The sequence below is a fragment of the Massilia atriviolacea genome, assembly GCF_003953935.1.
Lineage (GTDB): Bacteria > Pseudomonadota > Gammaproteobacteria > Burkholderiales > Burkholderiaceae_D > Telluria_A > Telluria_A atriviolacea.
In genome coordinates this window covers 130,795-152,222 of the sequence record NZ_RXLQ01000003.1, presented here as the reverse complement: position 1 = coordinate 152,222, position 21,428 = coordinate 130,795, and the positions used below count along the sequence as shown (strand labels likewise).

Here is a 21,428-nt window from a genome sequence, read left to right as displayed (position 1 = left end):
TCAGCCGAACTTCTTGTAGAAGTGGCCCGCCAGTGCGCCCATGGCCAGCCAGAAGGCGGCATTCGCCAGCAGGGTCGCGTACAGGAAGCTGCGTGCCAGCTCCGCCGGCGCGGTGCTCGAATGGACCGCCGGCTGGGGCGATCCGACCAGGTGCGGCACGAACAGCAGCAAGGCGCCGGCGACCTTGAGCGGCCAGTTTTTGGCGAAGACCAGCAGCGCCAGGCCGCCGGCACTGGCGGCGACCGTCACGGTCCACCATAGCTGGCGCGCCAGCAGCGGCGCGGCGACGGTGCCGGGCAGCTCGGGCGGCAAGCCGACCGACGGCGCCACGAAGAACACCGTGTAGCCGGCGGCGCCCCATAGCAGGCCGGCACGCCAGTTGCTGGTGCGGCCATACAGGCTGATGGCCGCCGCCAGCAGCAGCGCATAACCGACGCCGGCGCTGATATTCGACAGCGCCGTGTAGAAGGTGCGTTCGGCGCCGTCGTCCGGCTGCCAGCCGCCGTGTTCATGCGGCGCGGCGTCGTGACTGTGCTCGTGCGGCGCGGCGTCGGCGTGGCTGTGCGGCGCGGCCGTTTCCAGCGGCTTCGGCGCGGCGCTCTCGAACACCTCGGCCTGCAGGATGATGGGCGCAACCTGCACCTGCTGCACGCCGGTCAGCAGCAGGCCGGCCAGGATGCCGGCCGCCGCCGCGCTGGCGACGATGCGGTTGAAGGTTCCCAGGCCCGCGACGGGCGCGCTGCGAATCAGTGGCATGGGAAGCCGGCCGAGTGGCGGCTGTCGTGGGCTGCGTTGTGCAGCGTTTCCATCGAAGAGAAGCCGGCGCCGAACAGCAGCACGGCGCCAAGGCCGGCGGCGCACATGGCTTGCACGATGCGCTCCTTGACGGCGGCAAACGGGACTTGTTCATCGGCGGTGGTGATAACGCTGCGGATCGACATGGCATTCCTTCCTAAAGCACTGCGCATAGAGCCGGCCGATGCAGACGCGCGCGTCTTGCCATGGCCGGCAACCGGGGGCTTGTACGGGGAGAGGAACGTGAGATGGGGGTGCGGTACGCAGCGATCCACCTGGATCGCCCTCCGCGATACAAACGACTTACCGCTTCGGCTGGTTTCCGGGCTGGCGAGTGGCGGGGTATTTCCCCCTCCCGGATATGCGCCTTCCCATGCTTTGCACAGTGGCGTCATGCACATCCTCGACTCGCTTACCGTTGCGGGGGCAGCGCCGGCTTTGCCCACGGGAGGGGCGCACCGGCTTCCCATTTAATCGGGCAAACGATCGTTTGCCCGAACCAGAAGCTTGACTACCGGCGAAGTATAGGTCTGGACTAGTTAAAATGCAAGGTTGCGCGCGCGGTGCGCGCCGCCGTGCGCTTATCTGCCGGGTCGCGCCGGTGTCGGGCGATAAGCCGCAAGGCGCACCAGGGTAGCAGGCCGCGATTACTCGCCGATGGTGAATTCGATATCCATTTGCTCGCCGTTGTAGCAAAAATTCATCTGCTCGCCTTCTTCGTCGCGGATTTCGACCACGCCGCCCGCTTCCACGAAGGGGCCGAGCGTTTCGAACAGGCGGATCAGGCCATTGCTGATGACGTCGATGTCGCCGCCGTCGATCATCAATGCGCCTTCCTGGCTTTTGCTGGTGAAGTAGATCGCTTCGAGGAATGCCGGAAAATCATCGGCCGCGCGCGCTCGCTCGCCGTACCAGGAGTCGCAATCTTCGAACGATGTCCGAAGCGCTTCCAAAGCCGCCGGCTGCCGGTCGGTCCTGATTACGATGCTGGCATCGTAAATCCATGCTGCAATACTCACTTGCACTCCCATTCGTCAAAAGTTTCTCGCGCACGGAGCGCGGCCAGGATGATATTTCCTGACGACAGTTTTACATGCCGTTCAAAAACTGTCAAAGCGCCGCTGAGGAGCGTTGTTTTCGGAGCGCCGGTCAGGGATACACGAACGACTTCACCAGTGTCAGCTCGCCCGGCGCGCGCAGCGGCACGCGGATGACTTCCTGGCGCTCGTTCGGCGAGTTTTCGTTGGTGATGATCGCCACCTGCGCCACCGTCAGGATGCCGGTTTCCTGGCCGGCGCCGTAGTAGTTCACGTAGACGTGGTAATTGCCCTTGGGCGGCGCGGCGCTGGAGAAAATCTCCGGGCCGTAGCCGGTGGTGACGTCGACATCGAGCGCGCCGCCGTTGGGCATCACGCGCCCGCCGAACCACGCGTGGCCGCCGTCGGGCGCGACCACGTGCAGGTCGACGTCGGTGCCGTCGCTGTCCCACGACAGCACCACGCGCAGGCGCGACTGGGTCTTGCCGGCGTTCGCGTCGAGGAACTGGCTGCGGTTGCGCGTCTTGCCGTCCGGCGAGCGCACTTCCACGCTGTTCGATCCGCGTCCGAAAGCGTAAGGCCGCGCAAAGCTGCCGTCTTCCCGCACCGCCATCGGCATCGCCACGCCGTTGACCACCAGCGTGGCCGGCTTGCCCTTGCCCCTGGCGGCGATGCGGCCGCGGATCTCGGCGGTCGGGCTCTGCCCCTCCTGCACGCTGACCGACGCCGCCGGGTAATTCACGTCCTGCGTGTACGCTTCCTGCGCGCCCCTGGAATTGCGCCAGCCGCTGTTGGGCGAGTCGATTTTCACCTGGGCCAGGGCGGCGGTGGACAGCAGCAGTGCGGGTATCAACAGTATTTTCATGATCGGGTTCGGTAAGATTATTGATGCGCTTCCAGGCGCGCATCGACCAGGCGCCGCGCCACTTGTTCGACCAGGACTTCATCCTGTCCGCTCGGATGGTTGCGCAGGCCCAGGTGCAGGAACTCGTGCGCCAGGGTGATGCGGTCTTCGCGGCTGGCCAGGCCGCGCACATAGATCCGGTTGCGCGACTGCTCCGAATACGGCGTGCCGCGCGCCAGGTGGCATACCGCCGGCAGTTCGGCCGGCGTTTCGTAGCCGGCCTGCCTGCGCAGCGCGCGCTCCCAGCGCGGCAGCTCGCGCGCCAGCCAGGCTTGCGCGCCGGGCAGGCGCACGCACTGCTGCGAGTCGCCGCCCGAAAGCGTGGTCAGGTCGGCGCCCGGATAGGCGGACGTCAAGATCGCATCGAAGCGCATGCCCTGCCCCGCCTGCGCCACGGCTTCGCTCCAGGCCATCGTGTCCTTCGAAGCCGTATCCGTGTGATAGCGGACGTTCACGCCGGACAGCACCAGCTGGTCGGTCCAGTCGGCAATCGCGCGCGCCGCCACGCTGGCCGGCTGCGGACCGACCCGCTGCGTGGCGCTGCTGTCGGCGATGCGCTGGCAGCCCTCGGCCCACTGCGCATTCTGCTGCAGGTAGGTGCGCGCCGCCACCGCCAGCGCCTTGGCCGCCTCCGGCGCGGCGGTGCCGCCTTCGCGGTCGATCACGCGCGCCACATAGTCGTTGACGCCGAAGCGGCCCGTCAGGCGCAGGCGGCCCTGCGCATCGCGCGCGAGCACCATGTCGTTCTGGCTGAAGAAAGCCAGGCTGCGGCCATTCTCGAAGCGCACCTGGTACGGCCCGTTCAGCAGTCCCGGCACGGCGGCGGCGCGCCCGGCGGCGACGCTCCTGATCGGGTAGCGCGCGAAGTAGTCGACCACCACGCAGCCCGCGTCGCCCGGCGGCGCTGCCGCCGGCAAGGTGCTTGCGAGGCGCGGCGCCCATTTTTCCAGGATGCGGCTGCTGGTGTCGGCGCCGCCGAACCAGAGCGGCGTGCCGTCGGCCAGCCAGCCGGCCGCGCCGCCGAGACGCTCGCCGGGGCGCTGCGGGTGGTGCCACGAGTAGGTCTTCACGCGCAGGCGGCTGCCGAACCAGCTGGCCGTGTTGACGCCGCGCGCGCCCAGCACCACGTGCAGCAGCGCCGATTCGGCGTCCTTGCGGCTCCCGGCCGGAATGCTGGCCAGCGCCGCCAGCAGGCTGCGCAGGCTGACCAGCCGTTCCGGCGCCAGGTGCGAGGGGTCGGCCAGCCAGTCGTACTCGCCGCTCGCGCCGCGCCCGAGCCGCCCGCTCCAGTACTGCCGCCATGGGGCGCGCGCGAGCATCAGGCGCGCCGGCGAAAAAAACAGGCCGCACGACTGCGCCAGCGCCAGGTCGCGCGCGATGCGCTTGCCGGCCGTGCAGCAGTACACTTCCTCGTCCTTCTGCCCGCCGCAGGTATAGTCCGGCGTCGGCACCTTGTTGTCGATCGCGTAGACGTAGACGAACAGCTTCCACAGGCTGCCCAGGGGAACCTGCCGATTGCCGTCGAAGGCGGCGCGGCGGGTGGCGCCCTTGTCGTCCAGTTGCAGCGCCGTGAGCCGGCCGTCGCGCCACCACGCCACATCGAGCGTGGCCGCCTGCGCCAGCGGCGCGCACAGCGCCAGTCCCGCTAACAGCCATGGCGACATTATTCGACCTGCAGCGTGCGCATGGTCTTGCCCTCGCCTTCCAGCGCCTTGTTCTCGGGCTGGTACATGCGGTAGTAGCGCGCCGGCGGCAGCACATATTTGCCCTTTTGCGCAAAGCGCAGCAGGTGGCGAACGCGCAGCGGTTCGGCCAGCGGTTCGACCGGCACCACGTAGCCTTCGCGGCGCGGCTCGTGACGCGCCGCTTCCAGCGCTTCCTTCTTCTCGCCGGCCAGCGTCATGCCCCAGGTGGTCGCCTCGACCGAGGCGCCCGGCGGCAGCGCCACTTCCAGCAAGCCGTAGCGGTACTTCGCGCCGGAGGCCGGGGTGAGCGTGATTTCATCCATGTACAGCGCATCCGTACGCAGCGCTTCGCCGTTCTTCACGGGTACCGGGTTGAAGGTCGCGTCCTTCTGCTCCATGCGCATCAGGCGCCGTTCGATCCTCACCGGCAGTGCGTGCGTTTCGGCTTCGCGGCTGTCGTACTGGATGACGGCGACGGTGTTGGCCGGCGGCGCCTCGGCCAGTTGCAGCTGGGTCGGCACGCCCTTGGCCGGCTGCCAGCGGAACAGGGCCTGGCCGAGCGGGCTGGCCGTCTTCTGCCAGGTGCCGCTCAGGGCCACGCCGGCGTCTCTGGCCGCCGGCGGGCCGCCCAGCTTCTTCTGCACCCACACCAGCGTCAGTGCGCGGTCCAGGGTCGGCATGTCGGCGCGCACCGCGCCCAGCACCGCGTCGGCCTGGCTGGCCGGGACCTGCCCACCCAGCATCAGCAAGGCTTGCGCCAGCGGCGCCGGATTGGCGCGCAAGGTGGTCCAGGCGGCGCCGGCCTGCTCCTGCAGTTCCGGCGCCAGCGTCACGCCATCGTTGGCGGCGACGACCGACAGCAGGGCCAGGGTCAGCGCCTGCGAGTTGGCGCTTTCGGCGGTGAGCAGCATGCTGCTGGTCGGCGCCAGCGCGGCCGGTTTGGCATCGAGCTTGGTTTTCGCCAGTTCGTCGGCCAGGCCGGAAGCGAGCGTCTTGACCGGCAAGCCCATTTCCTGCGCCAGCCACAATGTCAGAGCGCGGTGCAGCACCGGCTCTTTCAGGCCCTCCTTGCCGTACATGGCCAGCAAGCCTTGCCAGTGCTCGGGCGGCATCTCGATGCGCAGCGCGCGCGCCGCGTACCAGTCGGCGTAATAGGCGTAGGCGGTCATCAGCGAATTGCCGGCGGTGGCGTTGCCCCACCAGCCGAACTGCGCTTCCGGACCGGCCATCGACACCAGCCGCAGGCGCTGCGCCTGCAAGGTGTTCAGGAGGCGCAGCTGCACCGGACCGGCCTCGGGACCAAGGTTCTGCAATCCCAGCGCCAGCGGAATCAGGCGGCTCGAGGTCTGCTCGACGCAGCCGTACGGGTACTCGATCAGGTCGTCCGCAATGCGCGCGAAGTGGCTGGCCGCGCCGCTCGCGAACGAGACGCGGATATTGCGCGCGTCCGCCGGCAAGGCGACTGGAACCGTGGCGCCGGTAAGCGGTACGCTCAGGGTGCGCGGGCTGTTCCAGGCGGCCGGCAATGCCTGCACGTCGGTGTCGAGCGCGTCGACCAGCTTGCCGCCGTGCCTGACTTCCAGGCGCATCGGGCCGCTGTTGGCCGGCAGCGCGAACCGCACATAGTTTACGCCACGGCGCGCGGTGATTTTCTCGGTCTTGACGAGCGCGCCGGCGGTGAGGGTCACTTCGATGGCCTGGTCGCTGGCGGTCTGGTTAAACACCGCCACCGACGCCTGCGGCGCGTCGCCCACGCGCATCCAGTCCGGCGCGGTCCACTTGGCGAAGAAGTTCTTGTCGGAGCGCAGATAGCCGCTGCGCTGGCCGACCCGTCCCTGCGCATCCATCGCGCGGCCGGTGATACGCCAGCGCGTCAGCGCGTCCGGCATCGTGAAGGTGACGCGCGCACGGCCGTCGGCATCGGTCCTGAGCGCCGGCGCCCACAGGGCGGTATCGATGTTGTCGCGGCGCGGGCGTTCCAGCACCTTGACGCCGCGCTCGTTGTAGTTGTGGCGCGCGGGCGCCCCGGCGCTGCGTCCCGCCGCCAGGTCGTAGCTGATGAACGACAGGCTGGCGGTGGTACGCACGTTGTTGCGGCGCGGGTGGTAGAAGAAGTCGCCGATGTCCGGTGCGATCTCCGGCTGCAGCACATAGATCATTTCGTCCACCACGCCGAGCGTGACCAGGGTCGACACCGGTTTGCCGTCCATCTGCGCGGTGACGTCGATGGTGACCTTCTCGCCCGGCTGGTAGACTTCCTTGTCGGTCTTGAACTGCAGCGCGATGCGCGGTTCGACGATCTGGATGCCGGCGTTCTGGAACACGAAGTCGCCCTTGCGCGTGTACGCCACCGAAAACGTGATGTTCGGGCCGTAGTCCTCCTTGACCGGAATCTTCACGCGCCACTGGTTCGGCGCCACGCGCACCGGCTTGATCCAGTCGGCGCCGGCGCCGAGCAAGCCGACCTGCTCGACCTTGTCGCGCTCCAGCGTCAGCAAGGCCTGGTCGACCGGGTCGGCGAAGGTGATCAGCGCTTCGGCGGTGTCGCCGGCGCGGTAGCGCTCATGGTCAAGGACGATCTCGATGCTGCCCGGCGTGGCCGCCAGGCCTTGGCCGCTGACCCAGTGGCTGGTGCCGCCCACCAGATTGCCCTGGGCGTCGCGCAAACTCAGCTGGTAGGAACCGGACGCGGGGAAATTCACGTCCCAGGTCGATTTGGATGCGTCGAAGGCGCCTTCGGTCCTGGTCTGCTTCTCCAGCTGGATCATCTCCCAGCGCACCGGTTTGGCGCCTGCCGCGCCGTCGGCGGCCACGTCGAAGCGCACCGTCTCGCCGGGCGCGGAGAAGCGGCGCTGCGCCTTGAGCGTGTACTGGCTGGCGGAACGCTCGATCATCAGTTCGCGTGTGCTGCGCACGCGGTAGGCGGCGCCGTCCGAGGCCAGCACGGTGAGGATGTAGCGCGACGGATCTTTTGCCTGCGGCAGGACGAAATCGACATTGCCCTTGCCGTCGCTGACCAGTTCCTGGGTCTTGAGTTCGACCGGGAACGCGCCGCTGTAGCGCAATTCGCCTTCGACCATGGCGTTCTTCTGGGCGCGCAGGGTCAGCGACAGGCTGGCCTTGGCGACCGGCGTGCCGTCCGGGTAGCGCAGTTCGATGCGGCCCTTGACGTCTTCGCCGGTCTTGAAGTCGGCTTTTGCGGGCACCAGGTTGATCTCGAAATGCGGCTTGACGTAATCGGCCACGCGGAAGGCGGCGCCATACTGCGTGTCGCGGTAGGTGAAACGCAGCTCGTAGCCGCCGGCGCCGGCGTTGTCGGGCAGGCGGAAGCGCGTGTCGCTGCCGGTCTCGCCGCTCAGTTGCAGCGACTGCGTCAGCAGCGGCGTGCCGTTCGGATCGAACACCGTCAGCGCCAGCGGCGCCGTCATGGCGGCCTGCGAGGCGCGCGCACCGGTAAATTCGCGGCCGATGAACTTGACGTTGACTTCATCGCCCGGCCGGTACAGCGGACGGTCGGTCACCGCATACACCTTGGTGTTATAGATTTCGCTGTCGTAGTAAAAATTCTCGGACACGAACACGCCGCCGCCGCGGTCTTCACCCATCACATAGGTATGCTCGGGACTGCCGCGGTCGAGCGACACCACGCCGTTGGCGCCGGTGCGGCCCGATTGCAGCACGCCGCTGCCGTCGGTCCAGGTGACGTCGACGTCGGGCACCGCCGCCCCATTGTCGCGCCGCGCGGCCCATACCAGCATCTGGCTGGCCGACACCTTGGTGATCGCCATCGTGTCCGACACGAACACCAGGGTGGTGGCGCGATGTTCGCCGATGATCGCCTCGACCAGGTACAGGCCCGGTTTGCGCTGGCCGATCGGGATCATCACGTTGCCGGCGCTGGAGGTCATGAATTCGCTGCTCGATCCTTCCAGCTTCACGCCGGCCGGCGGCGCGATCATCTTCGCCTGCCAGACCGGATAGCGGAAGCGGTCGACCAGGTCGAAGCCCTTGAGCGGCTCGTACTGCGGCTGCGCGCGAAACGGCACCGGACGCGTGATCGCTTCGCTGGTGGCCAGCTTGGGCTGGGCGCTGGTGACCGCCTCGCGCGCCTCGCTCGAAAACAGCTTGCGCCACGCCATGCGCGACTGCTTCCACCAGCGGTCCCACAGCATGGTCAGGGTATTGAACAGGCCTTCGCCCTTGTAGTTGCCGCTCACCTGCACGCGGTGCAGGTTGCGCTGCTTCTTCAGGAATTCCAGCGGTTCCGGCACGCGGTAGACCAGCACGTCGACGCCGCCGTACTGCTCCAGGTTGGAGCGCGCAAAATCGCGTCCCGGCACTTCCAGGCGCACCTTGGCCACCTCGCCGCTGCCATAGGCGGCGTCGGAGAGCAGGAAGAAGGGCTCGCCCTTGAAGGTGGTGTAATTGCTGCCCGATGGCGCGGCCGCCTCGTTGTCCTGGGCCGGCGCCAGCGCGGGCAACAGGCCGCACAGCAGCACCAGCAGCGCCATGGCGCGCGTGAGTGGATTGTTCATGTTAAAAACGCCAGCCGGAACATGCCGGCAAAATTGGGATTGTCGACCGCTGGTTGCCACCGCGTGTCCTTCCAGGTTTTGAGTTGTGGGATATCGACGGTACGCAGGCCGTTGTCGTTCGGTGTGACGGTGCCGGTGTGGTAGGCGATGCGCGCGCCCATCCAGACCATCAGGTGGTGTTCCTCGCCCTGGTCGAAAAACAGCAGGTCGCCGGGCTGCGCCTGATTCAGGTCGCGCCCGATGAAGCGGCTGTTGTTCTGGACCAGGCCGATGGCCGAAACATAATGGCCGACCGTGCCGCCGGTCTGCACCCAGCGGTTGCGCAGGGTCTTCTGGGCGGGCGTGAGATCGAGTTCGGGCGGCAGCTGGCTGTCGCTGCCGATGCCGTTGGCGCGCATCCATTTGGCGTCGTGCACCGTCAACGCCTCGTTCACGGCAAAGCGCACCAGGCCCGCGCAGTCGCGGTGCTGCCAGCGCGGCGACGGGCCCTGCTCCATCTGTGCGTTCACGATGCGCAGCATCCAGGCCTGGAAGGCGCGGCTCTGCGCCTTCGACAGGTAGGCCGGCATGGCGGCGGCGGGCGCGCCGGTGAGCGCGTGCGCCCAGGGCAGCACGGCGCAGCCGGCGGCAAGGCCCAGCATATGGCGGCGGGTGACTGCCATCATTTATCCAGCGCCTGCCACTCGACCGGCTGCCAGCTCGCGCCGCTGGCGGGCAGCGACTTGAGCACGAGGCGGTACGGCGGATATTTTTTGAGCGCGTTCAGGCGCGGCACCAGATGCGCGTCGGCGGCGGCGCGCAGCACCGGTTCGCGCGCGGACGGCAGCGCGTCGAAGGCTTCCTTGCGGATCAATTCGGCCAGCGAGGACGGTGCGATCAGGCCCACCGTGCGCGAAGGGTCGGCCAGGCGGTCGGCAATCGCCGGCGCCTGCTTGCGGCTCACGGCCAGCGCCTGCTCGACCAGCTTGCGGTCCGGCGAAAACAGGACGGTCTGGCCGCTCAGCGCCAGGGTCGGATGCTGGGGACCGATGCCGGTGGCGACGTCGCGCTGCCACAAGGTGGCGCCGTTCGGGCCGGACGACTTTTGCACCGCGCCGCTTTTCTTGTTGCCGATGGCGGCCGCGAACAGCGCGCCATACAGCTCGTCGTTGCCGCCCGCCTTGCGGGTCGCCACCACCAGCGGCGTGTACAGGCGCGAGCTGCCGTACCAGCACACGGCGGCCGGCCCGGTCAACTGCTCGGCCAGCGGCGCCGGGTCGGACGAGGCGTCGACATCGCCCAGCACCGACGTCATCGCCGCCCAGTCGGCGGGCAAGGCGAAGCAGGCGGCCGGATTATGCGGCAGCACCGGCCACAGGGCGCGGTTGTCGTAGCCGCCGGCGGCCAGCTTGCCGGCATCGACCAGCGCGCGCGTCTGCCACTGGCCTTTCGAAAAATCGAAGCGCAGCGCATCGAGCGCGCCGAAGAACGGCTGGTAGCCGAAGGCCAGCACGTCGGCCTTGACCGCCACGCTGTGGCCGTCGACCGGCTGGGCGTCGAGCTGGAACTGCTGGCGGAAGGCCTGCTGCTGCTTCGGATCGGCGGCCAGCAGCTTGGCCACTGTCGTTTCGGCCTTGCCGTCCGCCTTGCCGTCGCCGTCGAACAGCATGCCCGGATCGGACAGGATCACCATGCGGGTGCCGCGCGCGCCGATCAGCAAGGTGCGCTTGTGGGCGTAATTGAGCGAGTACAGCGCGACCTTGTCGCCATCGACGCGGATCTCGCCGGCCAGCTTCATCTGGGTGTCCTTGAGCGCGACCTTGCCGGCTTGTTCCAGCAGGCGCGTCATGCTGTTGCGCGAAACGGCGATGGCGAAGTGCCTGAGCGAGCCGTCTTCCTCGCGCCACAGGGCCACGTCGGCCGGTTCGTCGAGGACCGTGCGGATCATCTGGTCGCCCCAGCCCAGTTCATGTTCGTAGGCGATGCGGCGCAAGGCGCCCTGCAAGCCGAGTTTGTCGCCGTTCTGCTCGTAATAGAACACGAAGTCCTCGCGCAGCACGTCGCGCGCCAGCGGAATGGTGAGCAGGTCGCGCGGCAGCGTGGACAGGCTTCTGGTCACGATCAGCGCGTCCGGCTGCGACAGGTCCAGGTCCAGGCCTGCGCCATGCTGCAGCTTCTTCCAGCCGAACATGGCATAGCCGGCCACGGCGGCCGCGCACAGGGCGGCGCCTGCGGCGATGATTCCCAACTTTTTCTTGTTCATAGCGTATCGATGGTGACTGGCGGCGGAGGCAATGATGTTTTTCGCATAATAGCGTAGGGTAGCATTTTCATGTCACGGAAGAAAGTAAACATTCCGATAGGCGAGGGATTGGCGCCGTGCCGTGAGTTTATGGCGACAACTTGTGAGCAAACACACCCGCTGCCGTCATCCGCCGTCGGTCCCATCCGGTGTCAGGCCTGACTTCGGATACGACCTGAACAATGACGTTGCCACGATGGCATTCCCATGTCACCCGGCGAGTGATGAAATTCACATCGCACTACTGCTGGGGTCGTGTCCGAAAGTCAGACCTGGCACCGGAGTGGACAAGTGATGAAATTCACATCGCACTACTGCTGGGGTCGTGTCCGAAAGTCAGACCTGGCACCGGAGTGGACAAGTGATGAAATTCACATCGCACTACTGCTGGGGTCGTGTCCGAAAGTCAGACCTGGCACCGGAGTGGACAAGTGATGAAATTCACATCGCACTACTGCTGGGGTCGTGTCCGAAAGTCAGACCTGGCACCGGAGTGGACAAGACCTGGCACCGGAGTGGACATGTGGCGCGGCAGAGCCGATGTCAACGCCTGCCTCCGGCGGGCGCGGCGTGCAGCGGCGCGCAGGCGAGCTTGAAGTCGACGTGGTAATGCTCGTCGTGGCGCACCCAGGGCCTGGCGCGCATGAACGGAATGTGCTTGCGCAGCCACGGTCCGCGCGCGCTGGACAGCAGCGCCGGCATGTAGCGCGGATCGACGATCACCAGCGCCAGCGCCGCGCCGTGCGCCCTGGCGGCCAGGTCGAGCTGGTACAGGTGCTCGGCGTAGGCGGCAAAATCGATGCGGTAGCCCTGGTAGCGGCCATCGGCATCGAATTCGATGTCGTAGCCGTAGCGGTTTTGCGCGCTGGCCGGTAACGCCGCCGCACCGCGCGCGTCGCGCACCGGGACAAAAAAGTCGACCGACAGCCCGTTCTGGTGGGTCTTGTGCGGCGCGAACGGCCCGCCATTGGCCATGCCGGTCTCGCCATACACAAACCTGGCCGACGGCAGCGGCACGAGCGCGCCCGCATACGCGTGCGCCATGATGCGCGCCACCGTCGCATGCACATGGGTGCGGCCGGCGGCAATGGCCTCGGCGCTGTAGGCGGAAAAATTCGGCCCCGCCACCGGCAGCCTGACGCCGCCTGCGAGCCTTCCCTTGCTCACGCCACCGTAGCACTGGCTGGCCGGCGCCGCATGCGCGCCCATGGCGGCCGCGCCGAACGCCAGCAGCGCGATGGCGCGCGCCGATCTGATAAATACAGCGAGAGCTGGACGGAACATGGGACGGAACATGGACCGGAACCGATACGCAGGGCGCCGGCATCGTGGTTGAAGGAGATCCATTCTTGCGCATCGCGCGTCCTTGCGCAAGGCGGCTGTCATGAACAGGTCATTTTGCGATGCAAGAATGCGCGCTTCCCCACCCCGCCCGGCCGCGCGCCGGATTGCTGGAGTCGATGCATGAGAATCACACCCTACGTTCGCCCGTCGCTGGGCCTGGCCGCCGCCTCGCTGTTGCTGCTGGCCGCCTGCAGCAGTGACGACGAACCGGCCGCCGCGCCGGCGCCCGCGCCTGTGGCGCCACCGGTCGAAGCGCCTGCCGCGATGCCCAGCGTCGCCTTCATGACCGACGTGCACTTCGAGGACGTGTACGGCGACTTCAAGAACGCGCAGTTCAGCGGCATCCCGACCAAGGACGGCAAGAACGCCACCATCCGCACCATGTATGCGCAGCTCACCTCGACGCGCCTGTTCAACGAAAACTACTTCGCCTTCCGCGCCGCGCTGGACGACGCCTTCGCAAAAGGCATCCGCCTGGTCGCGCTGCCGGGCGATTATTCGGACGATGCGCAGCCGATCAACATCAACGGCATCAGCGCCATCCTGCACGAATACCAGGCCAAGGGCATGCGCTTCTTTATCGCACCGGGCAACCACGACCCCAACGAACCGTACGACGATGACGAAGCCGGCAAGAGCGACTTCCTCACCAGGGACGGCAAGGAGCAGAAGGTGTTCGCCACCGGAAACGCGGCCTGCAAGGCCAAGGACCCGAGCGTGATCTGCACCAACGAGCTGCTGGAAATGGGCTACGAACGACTGATCGCGCAACTGGCCGATTTCGGCTACATGCCGAACAAGGCCGACTTGCACTGGGAAACCCCGTTCAGCAAGTACCCGGGCGGCAAATACAGCTACGCCGAGGCGATGGTCAGCGGCGATGTGCGCAACCGCCAGTTCGAAATGTGCGCCGAGGGCGAAGGCGGCATCTACCGGGCCGAGGGCGAAAAGGCACTCGGCAAGCCGTATACCAAATGCAGCGACATCATCGATTCGAGCTATCTGGTCGAACCGGTCAGGGGTTTGTGGCTGCTGTCGATCGACGCCAACGTGTTCATCCCGAACGCATCGTTCAATCCGGCCAATCCAAAGGCGTTCAAGGGCTTCGACGGCGCCGGCAACGCGGGCTGGAACAAGGTCCTCACGCACAAGCGCCACCAGACGGAGTGGATCAAGTCGGTCACCGCGCGCGCCAGGGCCGAAGGCAAGCAGCTGATGGCCTTCTCGCATTATCCGACCATGGATTTCTACGCCAACCAGACCGACGCCATGAAGGCGGTGTTCAAGCCGGGCGCATTCCAGACCGCGCGCGTGCCGGCGGCGGCCACCACGGCGGCGCTGGCGGCCGCCGGCCTGCGCCTGCACGTGGGCGGCCATATGCACTTCAACGGCACCAACGATTACCAGGATGCGGCGGGTAACTTCCTGGTCAACGTGCAGTCGCCCTCGCTGGCGGTGTACGGCGCCTCGTACAAGGTCGTCACCTACAAGGATGCCGACACGGTCGACGTGACCACGGTCGCCCTGAACAACGTACCGCGTTTTAACGAGCTGTTTCCGCTCTACGAGAGCGAGTACGCCTACCTGCAGGGCAGCAGCGCCGAGGCGGATATCAAGAAACGCTGGAACCACGCCATCCTCGACACCCGGTCGTACGGCGAATTCACGCGCTACTATTTCGGCGAGCTGTCGCGCCTGCGCTTCATGGACGAATACTGGCCGTGCGAGATGAAGGAAGCGGCGACCACGCTGAACGCAAAACAGATGCTGATCCTGTCGCAGCTCGACACCAAGGTCACGCTGGCGCAGCTCAAGGACGCGCCGGGCATCGTGCCGATCGGCGCATCGTGCGCGGCCAAGGGCACGCCGGCCGGTACGCCGGCGCCGGCAAGCCAGCTGGCCGCCGACTGGGCCGACGCCACCGTCCGCGCGGGCAAGCTGGCCGCCGCGGCCGGCCTGAAGCTGGACGACTTTGCCAGCGTCACCGCCTATGACTTCCATGGCGACTTCCACCGCACCGTGTACGCGGGCGAACTGGCCCTGCGCGACATGGGCGCGGAGCGGGTGCGCATGTACAAGGTGCTGATGTCGGCCTTCCCGGCCGCGCCGGCGGCCGTGCTCAAGGTCGGCGCCCAGCCGTCCGACCAGAACCCGGTCCACGTACTGTTCCAGGATCAGTTCAAGCAGGTTTTCTCGATCTTCAAGGGCCTCGGATCGGCCAAGCCGAGCGACCACTTCACGGTGAACCTGAAGGCGAAGACGCTCACCAACGCCAACCCCGGCGGCTTGAGCTTCAACTAACTGCCCGGCGTGGCCCGCGCCAGCACCTTGAGCTTGCGCGGGCCGTCGAGCGTGGCGACCGCCATTTCGCCCGAAGCCAGCGAGACGCCGGCCAGGGCCTCGATATTGACCGCATGCGTGACCAGCACCACGTTGGCGCGGCTGCCCGGGCGTACGCGGGCGGCCAGCCAGGTCATCAGCTCGCGCGTCCTGGCGGCCTCGCTCGGGGCGTACTGGTCGAACACCGAGTCGAGCATCGCCGATGGCGTCACCCTGCCGAAGGCCAGGCGCGCGGTGTCGAGGCAGCGGCACCAGCGGCTCGACAGCACTTCGGCGAGCGCCACGCCATGCTGGCGAAAGCGCGCGCCGGTGCGCACCGCGCGGCTCCGGCCCTGCGCCGACAGGTTGCGCTGGGTGCCGCACTGTTCCAGCACGAAGCCGGGCGGGTCGCCGATGCCGGCATCGGTCTGCGCATGGCGCATCAGCACCACCTTGCCGCCTTCCTTGAGCAAGCCCCAGAAAGCCTGGTCGTCGGCCGCGCGCGCGGCCGGAAAGGCCATGCAGGCCAGGAACGTCATCGTCAATACGCGCAGGCAGATGTTCATGAGGGCTTTCAATGCGATGGCTCGGTTGGCAAGCAGGGTCCTGAGCCGGAAATTGCTTGATGATGAAATATGGCGACATCGTACCGAGACAAGGAACAAAACGCAGGCAGGCCAAGGCCTGGCGGGCATGTGCGACGCAGTACCGGTGCGATTGTCGTCATATTTATTCAAGGAATTTCTGACTCGGGACACTAGCAGTGTAGCGTGTACCGCCGCACCCGCACGGGTGCTAGCGTGAACCTTGCGCCACCCGGGCGCGCTTTCCAAGGAGCTTCAATGTACATCGTCCAAGCCTTGCGTGCACGCACGATATTGCCGCTGATACTATCCTGTGCGTTTGCCCTGCCCGCCGCCGCCTCCGCCGAGGACTTCGTCACCAAGGCCGAAGCCGAGGCGATGGTGAAAAAGACCATCGCCTACATGAAGGCCAACGGCAGGGAAAAGAGTTATGCCGAGGTCAACCGCAAGGATGGCCCGTTCACCGACCGCGACCTCTACATCACCGTGTACGGCACCGACGGCGTGGTGCGCGCACACGGCGCCAATCTCAAGATGATCAATCGTAATCTCATGGACATCAAGGATGTGGACGGCAAGGAATTCGTGCGCGAGCGCCTGGAACTGGCGCGCAAGAAGGCGCCGTTCTGGCAGGAATACAAATTCACCAATCCGGTGAGCAAGAAAACCGAGCCGAAGGCCATGTATTGCCAGCCGCACGACGATGTGGTCGTGTGTGGAGGTGTCTACCTGAAATAGACTGCCCCGCCCCTGCGCTTTCGCTCGTCTGAATCAACCGGAAGGTCTGCGTCAGCACAAAGGTCACCCGTCCCGGCGGCCTACCCTGAGAGTGCGCATCAACGCCCTGACCGATCGATTGGTCGTCAGAAACGTCTGCGCGAGGTAGCCGTAAGCAGTACTCACAGCGGGACTTTTAAGGGGCATTACCATGAAACGATCAATCAAGCAGTGCGCAAGCACGCTGGCAGTATGCGGTGCGCTGTTATGCGCAGCCGGTGCGGCCCAGGCCACCCAGCACCCCTCCGGACCACAGTTCTCCGGCAAAGTCACGTCGTCGATCGACCCCAAAAGCGGCGACGTGAAAATATGCTTCAAAGAAACCGGGCTGAAGAAAGACAAGGCAGTCTCCTACCTTGCCAAGGGCAACGTCACGGCATCGTTTGCCTGCCTTAACCCCGGCGGCAACTGCCCGAAAGGCCAGGACACTTCTCTGAAGCAAACCGTCACCGCCTCGGCGACCTACTCGCCGGACAAGCACGGTACCGTATCGGCCTGCATCACGCTGAAAGCGCCGAAGCCGAAACACAACCCCTGCCCCGGCCCGATGAAACTGGTGGTGCAAAGCGTCAGCTGGAACGACCTGAGCATCACCGATGTCACCAATAAGATCGGCCCGGTCGCCGCTTATCCGTCGAAGCAGGCGGTCAACTACGGCGCTTGCCCTGCCCGTTAAGCCAGGGCCTTTGGCGTCTCTTCCTCCGCGGCGAACAGGTCGCGGTAGTGGCGGTACCAGTTGCTCTGGAATCGCTGCTGCGGGTCGAGACGCCGTTTCCATTCGAGGAACGCGGCAAAATTCGGGTGGCAGGCCCGCACCTGGCGCAGGCTGGCCGCTGCCGCATACGTCAGATAGTAGCTGCCGCCGCGCGCGATCGCCAGGTCGATCAGGCGCCGGAAGGCGGCATTGCTCGCTTCGATGCCGTGCACGGTATGCTCCGTGTGCAGGTTGAAAATCACGCAGGCACAGGCCTGGCGCGCCCACGGCAGGTAGCTTTCGCGGTCCGCTTCGATCAGGCGGATGGTCCCGTAGATCACATCCACGCCATGGCGCCTAAAATCGGCCGCCGCCTCGTGCATGAAGTCGCACAGGCGCTCGCGCGGCACATAGAGTTCGCCAATCATCTCCGAGCCGCAGTGTCCCAGCCGGTCGTCGATGGCGCGGTGGTAGCCGTCCGGATAGATGGTTTGCTGGAGCCGGTCGCTCCAGGCCACCTGGCCGTCGGTGGACAGGTAGTGCGCCGCGTAGCGGGCAAAGGCGTCCGTCTTGTGGGTGTGGGCCAGTGCGAGCAGGTCGCGCCAGTCCTGTTCCGACAGGTCCTTGCCGCTGGCATCGACCGGGGTCGCATCGTCCACCGGCAGGTAGCAGGAGAACACGCCGCGCCGCAGGAAGTCGTTGCCGGCCGGGTCGATCGCGAACTGGAAGTCGCCGTAGACATAGCCGGCGTCGATGCGCTGCTGGAAGGCGGCCGGCAGGTCGTCGAGCCCGATCACGCTGACGTCGCGCCGCATTTTTCGGCGTGGCGCCAGGCGCAGGGTGACGCTGGCGATCACCCCGAACAGGCCGTAGCCGCCGACGGCGAGGCTGAACAGGTGCGGATTGCGCTGGCGGCTGCACAGGTGCGGCGTGCCGTTGGCGTCGACCAGCTTGAACGCTTCGACGTCGGCGATGAAGGGCGCCATGCGCAGGCCGCGTCCATGCACATTGGCCGACAGGCAGCCGCCCAGGGTGAGCGCGTCGGCGCCGGTCTGCTTCTGGCGGATGCTCCAGCGCTGCGCACCGTCCTGCGGGGCGGCCTCCAGGTAGTCGATCAGCGCCGGCCACTGGATGCCGCCCTCCACCTCGATCAGGCCATTCACGTTGTCGAAGTCGAGTACGCGGTTCATGTGCCGCATGTCGAGCAGCAGCGCCGCGTGGCCGAACTGCTGGCCGCCCATCGCATGGCGCGCCCCGCAAATGGCTACCGGCAGATCGTGTTCGGCGGCGTGGGCGAGCGCCGCGCCGATGCCGGCCACGTTGCGCGGCGCGATGATCTCCGCCACGCGGGTGGCGTTCAGGCCGGAATGGACATCGTTCACCAAGGGGAAATCGTTGGAGTGGTTCATGGCAGGTTCTCAGGGAAGTCGATGCGGATGATTATTCCCGTGGCGCGGACGGCGGCCAACCGCTTCCGTACAGGTGTCGCCTGGCGCTACCAAAGGTGGCGCCGCACGGACGTGGCTTACAATGGACGCACACGTATCGATTTTTTCGGAGAGCGCTATCCAATCTACAAAACTCGGCCGCGAGGCGTTTGCCACTGCACTCAGGCACGGACGCGGCTGCGCTGCGATGCACTTGCGCGACCATGGCATGGACGGCGTTGAGGATATAGTGCTGGCCGCCTGCCTCGAGAACCAGGCATACGACCGCCAGTGCGAAGGCAGCCGCGCAGAATGGATGTACAGCCTGTTCAAGGGGACGCCGGCGTACCCGCGATTCGCCGGGGCGATCCTGGCGGCGCTGGCGCGCAGCACCGGCGGACAGTACTACGACTACGACGGCGAACAGCTATGCCACTTGGCCAGCTTGATGGGGAGCGATGGCGACCTCCAGGCGGCATCCTGCCTGCGCGCGTTCGTTCGGAACCAGGCGATGTCCGACGACGGCGTGGTTGGCGCCTCAGCCATGTGCGCACTCGATGGGATGAGCGCCGTTATCGACGTGGCGCGGCGCGTCGGCCAGTTTCTCCAGCACGACCCGCAGGCATGGTGCCACTCGCTGGAAGAACTGACCGGCGACGCCCTTCCCTTCGACGAAGCGTTCGCTGAACTTGAGCGCCTGGCGGCTGGCGACCCGGCCATCGCCGCCTATGTCGGCAGGCAGGAGGCGTTGATTGCCAGAGATGCGCCGGACGAGCGCACCAGCCAGCAAATCGACATCGACGCCAGGCGCTATGGCGAAGAGTTCATCAGGCAGAATCCGGTCGAGTCCATCATCGCGGCATCGACTGGCGAGTCGCCGCAGCGAGGACTGTTCCTCCGGTTCGGCCGCTGGGCGGGAACGGATGACCTCAATCGCATCCTCGACCATTTGCGCGAGCAGGACGATACGGACGTATGCAAACAGTTATTGCGGGTGTTCAGGCATGCGACGCTGCCGCGCCTCGATGAGCGCGTTTGGGCACTGGCCAGCCACAGTTCGGCCGACGTACGCAATGCGGCGGTACTGGCTTTGTCCAGTCTCAAGGATCCGCAGGTGCGCGCACTGGGCCTCGAACGGCTCCGCGCTACGGGATTTTCCAGCGAGTTTGCCGACGATATCGCGCTGTTCGAGCACAATTTCGAGCCGGGTGACGAAACGCTGATTCTCTCCGCACTCGAGCGCCAATCTGTCGACGGCGACGAAGCGCACGCCCTGGGGAGCAACGCCCTCGATATCTGCGCCAGCGTCCGCACGGCGGCCATGGCCGGGGTCGCGCAGTGGGTTTACCGCACCAACCCCTGCACCATTTGCCGCTGCCGCGCCGTAGAGCGGCTACAGGAATGGGGATGCCTGCCGGCGCACATCGCAGATGAAGCCCGGTACGACGCATCGGAAGAGCTGCGCGAGCTGGCATGCAAACAGACCTGACCAAGGCTGATGCAAGGCGCGCGGCGCGATTGTGTCTCGCGCTTGTCGCAGGCATGCACAGCGGCTGTGCAACGCTCGATCCGACCCTGCGCTTGCAACAGGCCGATGCGATGGCCGCAGAAGCCGGCTGGCAACGCCACACGCTGGAGGCGGGAGAATTTTCCCTTGCCGTCTACAGCCCCGCATCGCAGCCCGCCGCGACGTTAACGGTCTACCTGGAAGGCGACGGCCTGGCGTGGCTGAACGCGAATACCATCTCGCCCGATCCCACGCCTGTGCATCCGGTGGCGCTGCAACTGGCGCTGCGCCATCCGCACGGCGCGGTGGCGTACCTGGCGCGGCCCTGCCAGTTCCAGGCGCGCGCCCTCCCCGCCGCCTGCCGCAGCGCGCTGTGGACCGATGCGCGCTATGGGCCCGAGGTCATCGACAGCATGGACACTGCGCTCGACCGCTTGATGCAGCGCGCCGGCGCGCGGCGCCTGGTATTGGTGGGCTATTCGGGCGGCGGCGCCGTGGCCGCGCTGCTGGCCGCGCGCCGCGCCGACGTCGCCCTGCTGCTGACCGTCGCCGCCAATCTCGATACCGTGGAATGGGCACGCCGGCAGCGCCTGTCCCCCCTGGCAGCCTCGCTCAATCCGGCCGACTACGCCGCGCAGCTGGCGCGCGTGCCGCAGCAGCACTGGGTCGGCGCCGATGACACGGTGGTGCCGCCGGCGGTGCCGGTGGCCTACGCGGCGCGCTTCCCGGCCGGAGCCCGGCCGCCGGTCACGGTGGTGCCGGGATTCGGCCATGCCTGCTGCTGGCAAGCCCGGTGGGCGGGCATGGTGGCGCCGTTCCTGCCGTCCGGCGAATGACAACGGCGCCTTTCTTTATCTTTCGCAGGAGTCTACTTCGTTGAACACCACCACATTGCAGTTCAAGGCGGCGCTGGCCGCGCGGCTTGGCGAGCCCTATTCCGATATCGTGCTGCTCAAGCCACTCAAGAACGGTATCAGGATCATGGACAAGGTCACCAGGAAGCCCCTTGGCGGCCTGGCGTTCGACTACTTGCGCAATGCGGGCGGCGTGTATGTGTCGTGCGAGGTCGCCGGCGGCATCGTGCACGAGGTACTGGCCGGCCTGGCGCTGCCGTACGAGAGCAATCTGTTCAACGGCGACACGATGTTCTTCAATTCGCTGTCGGAAGAACGCAAGGAATTCAGCCCGGATGCCGGCGGCGTGGTGCGGGTGCACGATGGCATGGATATCGACAGGACCTGCGGCGAGATCGTCGAGCGCCTGGCGCGACATCACATCCCGAAGATGGAGCGCCTGCTGGCGGTCGGCGAGGGCCTGATCGACGACGTCGCCGCCAATCCGCTGCATTACGCGTATCCGCTGCCGGTCATCGCCATCTGCCTGCTCAGGAACGGCTGCCAGGATGTCGATGCGGCGCTGGCGCCCTACGCGCGCAACAAGCGGATTGCGCGCAACAGGAACCTGGACTTTCTGGCCGCGCTCAAAGCGCATCCGCTGTGCGCATCGCCGGCCGGTACGCACCGCCCGTGAACGCGATAC

The 21,428-nt window shown here is 66.7% G+C and carries 17 protein-coding genes and 1 riboswitch; of the genes, 6 read left to right on the top strand and 11 right to left on the bottom strand.

What is annotated here, in order from left to right:
- From EJB06_RS05970 to EJB06_RS05930, 9 genes are all read right to left on the bottom strand, one after another.
- Positions 1-756, bottom strand: coding sequence for a CbtA family protein (locus tag EJB06_RS05970; protein ID WP_126073105.1), 756 nt, complete (start codon positions 754-756; stop codon positions 1-3).
- Positions 747-941 (bottom strand): CbtB domain-containing protein, encoded by a 195-nt coding sequence (locus tag EJB06_RS05965; RefSeq protein WP_126073104.1) that lies wholly within the window; start codon positions 939-941, stop codon positions 747-749. The genes EJB06_RS05970 and EJB06_RS05965 overlap by 10 nt, the downstream gene beginning before the upstream one ends.
- Before the next feature lie 150 nt (positions 942-1,091).
- Positions 1,092-1,314: riboswitch (cobalamin riboswitch) on the bottom strand.
- A 128-nt stretch (positions 1,315-1,442) separates the two neighbouring features.
- Entirely contained in the window at positions 1,443-1,814 is a 372-nt protein-coding gene (locus tag EJB06_RS05960) for a hypothetical protein (RefSeq protein WP_126073103.1), read from the bottom strand.
- A gap of 130 nt (positions 1,815-1,944) precedes the next feature.
- Positions 1,945-2,697: a DUF2135 domain-containing protein gene (locus tag EJB06_RS05955; RefSeq protein ID WP_126073102.1), complete on the bottom strand. Its 753-nt coding sequence runs from the start codon at positions 2,695-2,697 to the stop codon at positions 1,945-1,947.
- A 17-nt stretch (positions 2,698-2,714) separates the two neighbouring features.
- Positions 2,715-4,400, bottom strand: a complete 1,686-nt coding sequence (locus EJB06_RS05950) for a DUF2300 domain-containing protein (RefSeq protein WP_126073101.1) — start codon at positions 4,398-4,400, stop codon at positions 2,715-2,717.
- Positions 4,400-8,956 carry an alpha-2-macroglobulin family protein gene (locus tag EJB06_RS05945; protein WP_126073100.1) on the bottom strand — a complete coding sequence of 1,519 codons (4,557 nt, stop codon included), beginning with the start codon at positions 8,954-8,956 and terminating at the stop codon, positions 4,400-4,402. Before EJB06_RS05945 ends, EJB06_RS05950 begins: the two co-directional genes overlap by 1 nt.
- A complete protein-coding gene (locus EJB06_RS05940) occupies positions 8,953-9,621 on the bottom strand; it encodes a DUF1175 domain-containing protein (RefSeq protein WP_126073099.1) in 669 nt (222 codons plus the stop codon). The genes EJB06_RS05945 and EJB06_RS05940 overlap by 4 nt, the downstream gene beginning before the upstream one ends.
- A complete protein-coding gene (locus tag EJB06_RS05935) occupies positions 9,618-11,198 on the bottom strand; it encodes a DUF2138 family protein (RefSeq protein ID WP_126073098.1) in 1,581 nt (526 codons plus the stop codon). Before EJB06_RS05935 ends, EJB06_RS05940 begins: the two co-directional genes overlap by 4 nt.
- A 582-nt stretch (positions 11,199-11,780) precedes the next feature.
- The gene (locus EJB06_RS05930; protein WP_164557840.1) at positions 11,781-12,521 is read right to left on the bottom strand and encodes a penicillin-insensitive murein endopeptidase; all 741 of its coding nucleotides are present in this window, start codon (positions 12,519-12,521) and stop codon (positions 11,781-11,783) included.
- Positions 12,522-12,701: 180 nt separating this feature from the next.
- On the opposite strand from EJB06_RS05930, the gene EJB06_RS05925 reads away from it, so the two are divergent.
- Complete coding sequence (locus EJB06_RS05925; protein ID WP_198420776.1) at positions 12,702-14,882, top strand: metallophosphoesterase family protein; 2,181 nt, start codon at positions 12,702-12,704, stop codon at positions 14,880-14,882.
- Here EJB06_RS05925 and EJB06_RS05920 read toward each other — a convergent pair.
- The gene (locus tag EJB06_RS05920; RefSeq protein WP_198420775.1) at positions 14,879-15,466 is read right to left on the bottom strand and encodes a histidine phosphatase family protein; all 588 of its coding nucleotides are present in this window, start codon (positions 15,464-15,466) and stop codon (positions 14,879-14,881) included. The two genes, EJB06_RS05925 and EJB06_RS05920, sit on opposite strands and share 4 nt — an antisense overlap.
- Positions 15,467-15,742: 276 nt before the next feature.
- Here EJB06_RS05920 and EJB06_RS05915 point away from each other — a divergent pair, with 276 nt between their 5' ends.
- Positions 15,743-16,222, top strand: coding sequence for a cache domain-containing protein (locus EJB06_RS05915; RefSeq protein ID WP_126073097.1), 480 nt, complete (start codon positions 15,743-15,745; stop codon positions 16,220-16,222).
- A 190-nt stretch (positions 16,223-16,412) separates the two neighbouring features.
- Positions 16,413-16,937 carry a hypothetical protein gene (locus EJB06_RS05910; protein ID WP_126073096.1) on the top strand — a complete coding sequence of 175 codons (525 nt, stop codon included), beginning with the start codon at positions 16,413-16,415 and terminating at the stop codon, positions 16,935-16,937.
- Here the strand turns inward: EJB06_RS05910 and EJB06_RS05905 are convergent.
- Positions 16,934-18,364: an FAD-binding oxidoreductase gene (locus EJB06_RS05905; protein WP_126073095.1), complete on the bottom strand. Its 1,431-nt coding sequence runs from the start codon at positions 18,362-18,364 to the stop codon at positions 16,934-16,936. The two genes, EJB06_RS05910 and EJB06_RS05905, sit on opposite strands and share 4 nt — an antisense overlap.
- A gap of 121 nt (positions 18,365-18,485) precedes the next feature.
- Between EJB06_RS05905 and EJB06_RS05900 the strand changes: the two genes are divergently transcribed.
- From EJB06_RS05900 to EJB06_RS31740, 3 genes are read left to right on the top strand one after another with little or no spacing between them, the layout of a single operon-like run.
- Positions 18,486-19,871, top strand: a complete 1,386-nt coding sequence (locus EJB06_RS05900; protein ID WP_126073094.1) for a hypothetical protein — start codon at positions 18,486-18,488, stop codon at positions 19,869-19,871.
- Positions 19,872-19,924: 53 nt separating this feature from the next.
- Complete coding sequence (locus EJB06_RS05895) at positions 19,925-20,725, top strand: alpha/beta hydrolase (protein WP_126073093.1); 801 nt, start codon at positions 19,925-19,927, stop codon at positions 20,723-20,725.
- Between the two features lie 40 nt (positions 20,726-20,765).
- On the top strand, positions 20,766-21,419 hold the full coding sequence (locus EJB06_RS31740) for a hypothetical protein (protein ID WP_164557839.1): 654 nt from the start codon (positions 20,766-20,768) through the stop codon (positions 21,417-21,419).
- The last annotated feature ends 9 nt before the right edge of the window (positions 21,420-21,428 follow it).